The sequence below is a fragment of the Nocardioides lianchengensis genome, assembly GCF_900101465.1.
Lineage (GTDB): Bacteria > Actinomycetota > Actinomycetes > Propionibacteriales > Nocardioidaceae > Nocardioides > Nocardioides lianchengensis.
Genome location: NZ_FMZM01000009.1, coordinates 112,397 through 122,652, shown reverse-complemented (window position 1 = coordinate 122,652; position 10,256 = coordinate 112,397). Strand labels below are relative to the sequence as shown.

8 protein-coding genes are annotated in these 10,256 nt (G+C 72.8%); 7 read left to right on the top strand and 1 reads right to left on the bottom strand.

What is annotated here, in order from left to right; genetic code table 11:
- The 3 genes from BLT76_RS16900 to BLT76_RS16890 all read left to right on the top strand — a co-directional run.
- On the top strand, positions 1-1,118 hold a 1,118-nt coding region (locus BLT76_RS16900; protein WP_211753023.1), incomplete at its 5' end, for an HNH endonuclease signature motif containing protein.
- Positions 1,119-1,191: 73 nt separating this feature from the next.
- A complete protein-coding gene (locus BLT76_RS16895) occupies positions 1,192-1,632 on the top strand; it encodes a MarR family winged helix-turn-helix transcriptional regulator (RefSeq protein WP_090858745.1) in 441 nt (146 codons plus the stop codon).
- A complete protein-coding gene (locus tag BLT76_RS16890) occupies positions 1,629-2,225 on the top strand; it encodes a hypothetical protein (protein ID WP_090858742.1) in 597 nt (198 codons plus the stop codon). The genes BLT76_RS16895 and BLT76_RS16890 overlap by 4 nt, the downstream gene beginning before the upstream one ends.
- Here the strand turns inward: BLT76_RS16890 and BLT76_RS16885 are convergent.
- Positions 2,218-3,729: an FAD-dependent oxidoreductase gene (locus BLT76_RS16885; RefSeq protein ID WP_090858739.1), complete on the bottom strand. Its 1,512-nt coding sequence runs from the start codon at positions 3,727-3,729 to the stop codon at positions 2,218-2,220. The genes BLT76_RS16890 and BLT76_RS16885 overlap by 8 nt on opposite strands.
- Positions 3,730-3,811: 82 nt before the next feature.
- Between BLT76_RS16885 and hrpA the strand changes: the two genes are divergently transcribed.
- From hrpA to BLT76_RS16865, 4 genes are all read left to right on the top strand, one after another.
- Positions 3,812-7,585, top strand: a complete 3,774-nt coding sequence (gene hrpA / locus BLT76_RS16880; protein ID WP_090858736.1) for an ATP-dependent RNA helicase HrpA — start codon at positions 3,812-3,814, stop codon at positions 7,583-7,585.
- Between the two features lie 23 nt (positions 7,586-7,608).
- On the top strand, positions 7,609-8,196 hold the full coding sequence (locus tag BLT76_RS16875) for a hypothetical protein (RefSeq protein ID WP_244509447.1): 588 nt from the start codon (positions 7,609-7,611) through the stop codon (positions 8,194-8,196).
- Positions 8,197-8,331: 135 nt separating this feature from the next.
- Positions 8,332-8,784 carry a type II toxin-antitoxin system PemK/MazF family toxin gene (locus tag BLT76_RS16870; protein WP_090858733.1) on the top strand — a complete coding sequence of 151 codons (453 nt, stop codon included), beginning with the start codon at positions 8,332-8,334 and terminating at the stop codon, positions 8,782-8,784.
- Between the two features lie 74 nt (positions 8,785-8,858).
- Positions 8,859-10,253, top strand: a complete 1,395-nt coding sequence (locus BLT76_RS16865; RefSeq protein WP_139175625.1) for an ABC transporter substrate-binding protein — start codon at positions 8,859-8,861, stop codon at positions 10,251-10,253.
- Positions 10,254-10,256 lie beyond the last annotated feature (3 nt).

The following is a 10,256-nucleotide window of genomic DNA, read 5'->3' as shown; positions in this document are numbered from 1 at the left end:
CCGACTCCCTGTCAGATGCCGCCGCCGTCTGGGTTCCCGGCTGCGAGGACGAGATGGCCATCGCCGGCCCCGGCGCACCGTTGATCGCCGAGTTCAGTGTGCTGGAGTTCTCCGCCGCACTCGGTCTCTCCTCCGACTCCGGTCGGATCTACCTCGGCCACGCCGTCGAGCTCGCCCACCGCCTGCCACGCGTCTACGAGCGCGTGCAGTCGTTGGACCTGCCGGTGTGGAAGGCCCGCCGCATCGCCGCCGAGACCATCGACCTCCCCGAAGACGGCGCCGAGTTCGTCGACACCCACGTCGCCTCAGTCGCGCACAAGATCTCCATCGCCCAACTCGACCGCACCATCGAAGAAGCCCGGGTCCGCTTCGACCTCGAGACCGCGGCCCAGCGGGCGCGGGATGCGGCCGAGGTGCGGCACTTCGACATCGAGACCCAGCAGGTCTCCTACGACGGTCACGTCGAAGTCCGCGGCACCCTCGACCTGGTCGATGCCCTCGACCTCGAGGACGCCATCGCCCGGGGTGCGTCCCACCTCGGCACCATCGCAGACGGGTTGTCACTCGACGCGCGTCGCTCGATCGCGGTCGGTGACCTTGCCCGACGCCAGCTCGCCCTGGACCTGAACGCCGAACCGGACCCGGACCGCCAACGCCCCCGCCAGGTCGTGGTGCACGTGCATCTCGCCGACGCGGCCATCGCCCGCGTCGAGAACACCGGCACCCTGATCTCGGTGGAGCAGGTCAAGGGCTGGTGCCAGGACAGAGACAGCCAGGTCGTCATCAAGCCCGTCATCGACCTCGCCGGTCACGTGCACGTGGATGCCTACGAAGTCCCCGACCGGTTGAAGGAACGCCAAGCGCTGCTCCAGCACTCCTGCGTGTTCCCGTGGTGCCGACGCCGCGCCAGGTCGTGCGACCACGACCACAGCGACCCAGCCGCCAACGGCGGCAGCACGTGCGACTGCAACATCGCACCCCTGTGCCGACGACATCACCGCGCCAAGACACATACGCGGTGGCGCTACGACAAGATCGACGACACCACCTTCATCTGGCGATCACCCAACGGACTGACGTTCGTCCGCGACCACACCGGCACCACCCCGCAGCCCTGACGGCCAGCCCGATCAGGGCCACGGGCGCGCTCAGAGCTAGATACTTCAGTTCATAGTGAAGTAGACTCACGATATGCCGGACGCCCCGACCGCCGCTCTCGACCTGGTCCTTGAGCTCACCGTGCTGCTCGGCGAGGACATGCGCCGCGGCCTGGGGGAGCTCGGGCTGACCGAGACCAAGGCGCACCTCGTCTTCGCCGTCCAGCACGCCGGGCCGTCCACCCAGCGGGTCCTGGCCGACATGCTGGGCGTCACGCCGCGGACGGTCACCACCCTGGTCGACGAGCTCGGCGCTGCGGGGGTGGTCACGCGGGAGTCGCACCCGACCGACCGGCGGGCGACGCTCGTGACGCTGACCGAGGACGGGGCGGCCCTGGGCGCCGGGCTGGTGGCCGGGCAGCGGGAGCTCGCCGGCCGACTCTTCGCCGGCCTCGACGAAGACCTGCCCGCCTTCACGCGGGTCCTCGGCGAGGTCGTCGCACGGCTCCGCGCGCTGACGGAGGAGTCGGCATGAGGCGGGTCCGGGACCTCGTGGTGCTGGTCGTCCGCCTCGAGCTCCAGATGTACGGCGGCCTGCTCCGACTCGTCCGCCGCCGGCCCGACGTGCCGCCGGGGACGACACCCGTCCGCTACGTCGGCGCCGTCGCGGCGCTGCTCTGGGGCATCACGATCGTCTCGGCGGTCGAGCTCGTGGTCCTGCACCTGATCATCCCGTGGCACGCCGTGCGACTGGCCGCCGACGTGGTCGGGATCTGGGGTCTGGCCTGGTGCCTCGGGATGACCGCGTGCCACTACGTCTACCCGCACCTGCTCGACGACGCCGGCCTCCGCCTGCGTACGGCGAAGCGCACGCCCGCGGTCGAGGTGCCCTGGTCGCAGGTCGCCGCCGTCGTCGTCGCCGAGAAAGGGCGTGAGTCGTCGCGCAGCCTGCAGGTCGAGGACGGCGTCCTGCACGTCGTCGTCGGCAGTCGCACCAACGTCACGCTCCGGCTCGCCGCGCCGCTGGTGGTCGAGGTCCGCGGGGCGTCGTACGGCGTCGGCGAGGTGCGCTTCTTCGCCGACGAGCCGCGCGAGGTCGTCGCGGCGATCCGCGAACGGGTCAGCTGAGCAGGTCCCGCACGGCGAGCGACGCGAAGACCATCGCGCTGCCCAGGGGGGCGCCGGGGCCGGGGTAGACGCCGCCGAAGAGCGAGGCGGCCGAGTTGGACGACGCGTAGAGGCCGTCGATGGCCGAGCCGTCGGGGCGCAGCACCCGGCCGGCTGGGTCGGTGACCAGGCCGCCCTTGGTGCCGAGGTCGGAGAGGACGAAGCGGGCGGCGAAGTACGGCGCCTGGTCGCACGGCACCAGCGCGGTGCCCGGTCCGCCGGTGAAGAAGGTGTCGTACTCGTCCTCCCCGCGCCCGAAGTCCTCGTCGACGCCGTCGGCGCAGAGCTTGTTGAACCGCTCGACCGACGCGACGAGGTCGGCGGCGGGCAGCCCGGTCGCGGCGGCCAGGTCCTCGAGGGTGTCGGCCCGGACCCACGTCCCGGCGGCCAGGTGCTCGGCCGGGTCGCCCTCGGGCATCGCGATCGCCGGCAGCCGGCCGCCCTCGCGGGAGTCGAAGACGAACCACGACGGGATGCGGTCCTCGGAGGCGGCCATCTCCCGGCCGAACCGGTCGTAGGGCAGGCACTCGTTGGCGTAGCGGCGGCCGTTCGCGTCGACCATCAGGCCGCTGCGGAAGCCGAGTGTGAACGACCCGCCCCCGTCCGGCTGCTCCAGCCCCGGGCAGAACCAGCCCACCCCGCTGAAGTCGCCGGCCGCCCCGAGGGCCAGTCCGGCCTCGATCGGCTCACCGGTGTTCGTGTCGCGCGGGGCCATCGTCCACGCCACCTCCCCAGGTACGGCGTGGGCCGCGCGCAGGGCCGCGTTCCCCTCGAACCCACCGGCCGCGACGAGCACGCCCCGCGAGGCGTGCAGGACGACCGGCCCCTCCGGGGTCATGGCGGCCACGCCGACGACCCGGTCGCCGGAGTCGTCCAGCACGAAGCCGGTGACCGGCAGGTGGGTGCGCAGCTCGCCCCCGGCCTCGACGTACAGCGCCGCGAGCCGGGCGATCAGCGCCTGCCCGCCGCTCAGCGTGTTGCGCCCGCCCTCGCCGGCCCGGTCGCGCTCGACCGGCGGGCGCACCAGCGCCGCGACCTCGGCCGGCAGCTCGCCGCGCTTGATGCTGACCGGCTGGATGGAGCGGCCCATGGGGACCCGCCCGGGGGCGTCGTAGTACTCCGCGAACGGCAGCCACTCGAAGGGCAGGCCCGCCTCCTCCAGTGAGGCGACCAGCTCGGGGGAGTGCGCCAGGAAGGCCTCGACCTTCGCGGCGTCGGGGGAGGAGAGGATCGCGCCGAGGTAGGACCGCGCCCCCTCGGTCGAGTCGCCGATCCCGGCCCGCTGCTGCACGGCGCTGCCGGGGAGCCAGCAGGCGCCTCCCGAGTACGCCGAGGTGCCGCCGATCAGGTCGGTCTTCTCGACGACCACCGTCCGCAGGCCCGCCCGGGCCGCGAGCAGCGCCCCCGTCATCGCCCCGCCGCCGGACCCGACCACGACCACGTCGTACTGCTGCGTCTCGCTCACGGGCTGAATCTAGAACAGGTTCTAGTCGAGGGGAACCCGGCGGCGCGAAACCGCTGGCGCGGCCTGGGATGATGGTCGGGCTGTGAAGATCACCTACCCGTCCGAGCTGCCGGTCAGCCAGCGTCGCGACGACATCGCCGAGGCCATCCGGGACCACCAGGTCGTGATCGTGGCCGGCGAGACCGGCTCCGGCAAGACCACCCAGCTGCCGAAGATCTGCCTCGAGCTCGGCCGCGGCGAGAAGGCACTGATCGGCCACACCCAGCCGCGCCGGATCGCCGCGCGGTCGGTCGCGGAGCGGATCGCCAGCGAGCTCGGCACCGAGCTGGGTGGCGCGGACGGGGTGGTCGGCTACCAGGTCCGGTTCACCGACCGCACGTCGCGGGCGACCCGGGTCAAGCTGATGACCGACGGCATCCTGCTGGCCGAGCTCCAGCGCGACCGGGACCTGAAGAAGTACGACACGATCATCATCGACGAGGCCCACGAGCGCAGCCTCAACATCGACTTCCTGCTCGGCTACCTGAAGCGGCTGCTGCCCCGGCGTCCCGACCTGAAGCTGATCATCACCAGTGCGACCATCGACGTCGACCGGTTCGCGCAGCACTTCGACGCCCCCGTCGTCGAGGTCTCCGGGCGCACCTTCCCCGTCGAGGTCCGCTACCGGCCGCTGATGGAGCTGCCCGATGAGGACGACGAGGGGGAGGCCGTCGTCCGCGACCAGACCGAGGCGATCGTCGAGGCGGTCAAGGAGCTGGCGCAGGAGGGGCCGGGCGACGTGCTCGTCTTCCTGCCCGGCGAGCGCGAGATCCGCGACACCGCCGAGGCGCTCAGCGACCTGCCGCGCACCGAGATCCTGCCGCTCTACTCCCGCCTCTCCGCCGCCGAGCAGCACCGGGTCTTCTCCTCCCACGGCAACGCCACCCGCCGGGTCGTGCTGTCCACCAACGTCGCCGAGACGTCGCTGACCGTCCCCGGGATCCGGTACGTCGTCGACACCGGCGTGGCCCGCATCTCGCGCTACTCGCTGCGCACCAAGGTCCAGCGGCTGCCGATCGAGCCGATCAGCCAGGCCTCGGCCAACCAGCGCTCCGGCCGCTGCGGCCGCGTCGAGGCCGGCATCGCGATCCGGCTCTACTCCGAGGAGGACTTCGAGGGCCGCCCGGAGTTCACCGACCCCGAGATCCTGCGCACCAACCTGGCCAGCGTCATCCTGCAGATGGCCTCGCTCGGCCTCGGCGACCTGGCCCGGTTCCCGTTCGTCGAGCCGCCCGACAAGCGCAACGTGCAGTCCGGCGTCCAGCTGCTCGAGGAGCTCGGCGCGCTCCGGGAGGGCCGGCTGTCGAAGCTCGGCCGGCGGCTGGCCCGGCTGCCGATCGACCCGCGGCTGGCGCGGATGATCCTGGAGGCCGAGCGGCTCGGCTGCGTCCGCGAGGTCATCGTGATCGCCGCCGCACTGTCGCTGCAGGACCCGCGCGAACGGCCCGAGGAGCAGCGCGCCCAGGCCGACCAGCTGCACGCCCGGTTCAAGCACGAGACCAGCGACTTCCTCACCCTGCTCAACCTGTGGCGGCACCTGAAGGAGCAGCAGCGCGAGCTCTCCGGCAGCGCGTTCCGTCGGATGTGCAAGGCCGAGTTCCTCAACTACCTGCGGGTCCGGGAGTGGCAGGACTTCGAGTCCCAGCTCCGCCAGGTCTGCAAGGAGATGGGTCTCGATACACCCCGCTCGTCCCTCGCGGGGCCCTCGACCACCGAAGGCGGCGCGGCGTACGACGCGGACGGCATCCACCAGGCCCTGCTGTCCGGCCTGCTCAGCCACATCGGCCTCCTGGAGGAGGTCGACAAGGGCAAGGGCAGCCCGGGTGGTCGCCGCCCGATGCGCGAGTACCTCGGCGCCCGCGGCGCCCGGTTCGCGATCTTCCCGGGCAGCGGTCTGGCCAGGAAGAACCCACAGTTCCTGATGGCCGGCGAGCTCGTCGAGACCAGCCGGCTCTGGGCCCGCCAGAACGCCGCGATCAAGCCCGAGTGGGCCGAGAGGCTCGCCGGCGACCTGGTCAAGCGCACCTACAGCGAGCCGCACTGGTCCAAGAAGCGCGCGTCCGTGATGGCCCACGAGCGGGCCACGCTGTACGGCGTACCCCTGATCGCCGACCGGCTGATCTCCTACGGCCGGGTCGACCGCGAGCTGTCGCGCGAGCTGTTCATCCGGCACGCCCTCGTCTACGGGGAGTGGCACACCCGCCACCGGTTCATGGCCGAGAACCAGCGGCTCCTCGAGGAGGCCGCCGAGCTGGAGCACCGCGCCCGGCGCCGCGACATCGTGGTCGACGAGCACACCCTGTTCGACTTCTACGACGCCCGTGTCGGCCGCGAGGTCGTCAGCGGCGCCCACTTCGACCAGTGGTGGAAGCAGACCCGCCGCGAGCAGCCCGACCTGCTGACCTTCGACCCCGCGATGCTGACCCACGACACGGTCGAGGAGGTCGCCGCGGGCGACTACCCGCAGCAGTGGGAGGCCGAGGGCCTGACCTTCCCGATCAGCTATCACTTCGAGCCGGGCGCGGCCGAGGACGGGCTGACCATCGACGTCCCCGTCGCGACCCTCAACCGGGTCGAGGCCGACGACTTCTCCTGGAACGTCCCGGGCCTGCGGCACGAGCTGGTCACCGGGCTGATCCGCAGCCTCCCCAAGAACCTCCGGGTGAGCTTCGTGCCCGCGCCCGACAAGGCGCGGGAGTTCCTCGCAAGCGTCCCGGCGGGGGAGGAGCCGCTGCTGGACGCCCTGGAGCGCTGGTGCCGCTCGACCGCCGGCGTCGTCGTCCCGCGGGTGGCCTGGGACTGGACCAAGATGCCCGAGCACCTGCGGCCGACGTACCGCGTGGTTGACGACAGCGGGCGCGAGCAGGCCCGGGGCAAGGACCTCGAGGCGCTCAAGGAGCCGCTGCGCCCGAAGTTCGCGCAGGCCATGGCCGAGGTCGCCACCCAGAGCGGGCTGGCCCGCACCGGCGAGACGACCTGGGCCTTCGGCACCGTCGAGCGCTCGTTCACCCAGAAGCGGGCCGGCCACGAGGTGCAGGCCCACCCGGCGCTGGTCGACGAGGGCACCACGGTCGGGCTGCAGGTCTTCGGCTCCGCCGAGGAGCAGGAGGCGCGGCACCGGCTCGGCGTCCGGCGGCTGCTGCTCCTGGAGACCCGGTCGCCGGTCAAGGCGATCCTCGACAGACTCTCCAACACCGAGAAGCTCGGGCTCGCGGGGTCGCCGTACCCGACGGTCGCCGAGCTGCTCGAGGACTGCCGGTCCGCGGTGGTCGGCGCGGTCGTCGACGCCCGACCGCCCGTCCGCGACGAGCAGGCGTACGCCGCCCTCCGCGCCGAGGCGGCCCGGGACCAGGAGGCCGCGCTGCGCGGGCTGCTGGCCGACGTGATCCGGGTGCTGGACGCGTGGCGGCAGGCCGAGAAGGCGCTCAGCGGGCGGGCGGAGATGCACCAGCTGCCGGCACTCTCGGACATGAAGGCGCAGCTGGCCCGCCTGATCCACCGGGGCTTCGTCGGGGAGGCCGGGCCGACCCAGCTGCGGCGGTACCCGACGTACCTCGCGGCGCTCCAGCAGCGTCGCGCGCGGCTCGACGAGGGTGGCCAGGCGGCCGCCCGCGACCGGCAGCTGGCCGACCGGGTCGGGGACCTGCAGGAGGCCTACCTCCACCAGCTCGCGGCCCTCCCCGAGGGCCGCCCGCCGGGCGAGCGACTGCGGCAGGTGCGGTGGATGCTGGAGGAGTACCGCGTCTCGCTGTGGGCCCAGCAGCTCGGCACCCCGGCGCCGGTCAGCGACCAGCGGATCCGCAAGGCGCTCGGCTGACGGTGGCGTCGTAGCCTGACCGCATGTCCGAGCGCCGCCACCACCGCCCGATGAAGCCGGGTGACCGGTACTTCGACGACCTGGTCGGCGGCACCGACCCGGCACTGGTCAGCGAGGCCGCCGACCGGGCCGCGACCCTGCTGGTGCGCGGGGCCCGGGCGAGCGGTGACGACGCGGTCGCGGAGCGGCTGCTGCACCTCGCCGAGACCGAGGGCATCGAGACCATCGCCGAGGTCTGGGCCGGGTCGCCGGCCGACTCGCTGGCCGGGTGCCTGTGGCGGCTCTTCGTCCTCCGGTCGTGGGTGTACGCCGACCCGGTGGCCGCCGCGCGGGAGTTCGAGGAGGGCCGCGGCCGGGCCCAGGTGGCGCGGGTGGTGGCCGGCGTCGCCGACCCGCCCGGTCCCGAGCAGCTGAAGGCCATGGTCGACCAGGTGCTGCGCGGCATCGTCGAGGGCGACTTCGCCGACGTCCTGTTCCGCGGGGCGGCCTTCGCCCGGGTCGTGGCCGCCGGCCGGGCGAGCGGCGACGACGGCGACCTGCGCCGGATGCTGCTGGTCTCGGAGCAACTGGAGGCGGCGGGCCACCTGGAGCTCGAGCACCGACTCTCTTAGATCCACCTGGCCCCGGCCGTTAGACTCAAGGAGAGCACGTCGGGCCGTGGCAGCCCCGGGTCCCAAAATAAGCCGCTACGAGCGGCCACGCGCCGTGAGGCGCTCCCGGTCCGGCGTGTTCTCTAGGCTCGGGGCATGCGTCGCCTCCTCGCCCGTCTCCTGCCCAGCCGTCGGTCCACCCCGGCGGCGGCCCGCCGGCCCGCCGGTGGCGACCAGCTCGGCTACGACCCCCGACCCGACGGGAACCCCGACCCGGGCGAGGTCGTGTGGGCCTGGGTCGCCTACGAGGACGACCCGCGCCAGGGCAAGGACCGCCCGGTGCTGGTCATCGGCCGGCGCGGGGACCGCCTCCTCGGCCTGATGCTCACCAGTAAGGACCACGACCGTGACGCGGCCGACGAGGCCCGCTACGGCCGGCACTGGATGGACGTCGGGTCCGGTGGCTGGGACCGGCAGCGGCGCCCGAGCGAGGTCCGCCTGGACCGGCTCCTGGTGCTGGAGCCGGCCGTGGTGCGCCGCGAGGGCGCGGCCCTCGACCGTGCGGTCTTCGACAGCGTGATCAACGCCGCTCTCCCGTTCCTCGGTTGAGGAGCGCAACCGTTGGCGCTCGGTCGGTAGGGTGTGCCCGGCGTGAGTGGACGGGTGTGACGGAGAGGGTGCGGGTGACTGCGAGGCGTGTACGACGGGTCCTGGCGGCCGGTCTGGCCCTGGGGGTCGCCCTCGGGCTGGCCGCGTGCGACACGGAGTCCGGCCCCGACGTCGGCCCGTCGCCGGCCCCCACCACCGCCGCGGTCGAGAAGAGCCGGCTGACCTTCGGGGTCTGGGGCAGCGAGGCCGAGGTCGCGTCGTACCAGGAGATGGTCGACGCCTACAACGCCACCTCCGAGCTGACCCAGGTCAAGGTCCTGGCCTACCCCGACAACACCGCCCTGGAGGCCGCGGTCCGCGCTGGCGGACGCAAGGCGCCCGACGTCTTCCTCGCCGACCGCGACGACCTGGTCTGGCTGCGCGACGAGGACCTCAACGTCCCCGTCGACGAGATGCTGGACGAGCGGGGCGTCGAGTTCGGCGACCAGTACTCCCGCGCCGCGCTCGAGGCCTTCTCGGACGACCGCCGGCTGCAGTGCATGCCCTACTCCATCTCGCCGATGGTGATCTTCTACAACACCCGGCTCGTCAACTTCGAGCGGATGGCCGCGCGCGGCCTCAACGTGCCGTCGTCGGCCGAGAACGCCCGCTGGTCGTTCGACCAGTTCGAGGAGGCGGCCCGCTTCGCCGCCCGACGCCCCCGCAACAAGGGCGTCCACGTCGACCCGACCGCCCACAGCCTCGCGCCGTTCCTCTACTCCGGCGGGGGGAAGCTCTTCGACGACGAGGAGGAGCCCACCTCCTTCGCGTTCTCCGACGAGAGCTCGCGCGAGGCGCTGACCCGCACGCTGGAGGTGCTGCGCGACCCGACGGTCACCCTCTCCGACCAGCAGCTGGCGCGTCGTACGCCGCTGGAGTGGTTCGAGCGGGGCCGGCTCGGCATGATCGAGGGCTACCGCTCGATGGTGCCCGAGCTCCGCGAGGTCGAGGGCCTGGACTTCGACGTGATGCCGATGCCGACGCTCGACTCGCCCGCCACGATCGGCGAGATCACCGGCGCCTGCATCGGGAACGGCGGCGACAACGTGCCGGCGGCCGCCGACTTCCTGGTCTACGCGCTCTCGACCGACGCGGTCCGCACGGTCGCCCGGTCGGGCTACATCGTGCCGGTCAACCAGGCGGTCGCCCTGACCGACGACTTCCTCCAGCCCGACCGCCAGCCCGAGCACGCCGCGGTCTTCACGTCCAGCGTCGGCGACCTGCAGGTCCTCCCGCGCCTCGACGTGTGGCCGGCCCTCGACCAGTCCGTCGCGCCGCTGCTCGACGAGATGTTCACCGTCCCGGTCCTCGACGACCTCGACGACCTCACGAGCCGCATCGACGAGGCCTCCCGGACGGTGCTGGACCCGGAGGAGCCCGAGGAGTCCGACGGCACCGAGAGCCCGGCCGACCCGGAGTCGACGGACTAGTCG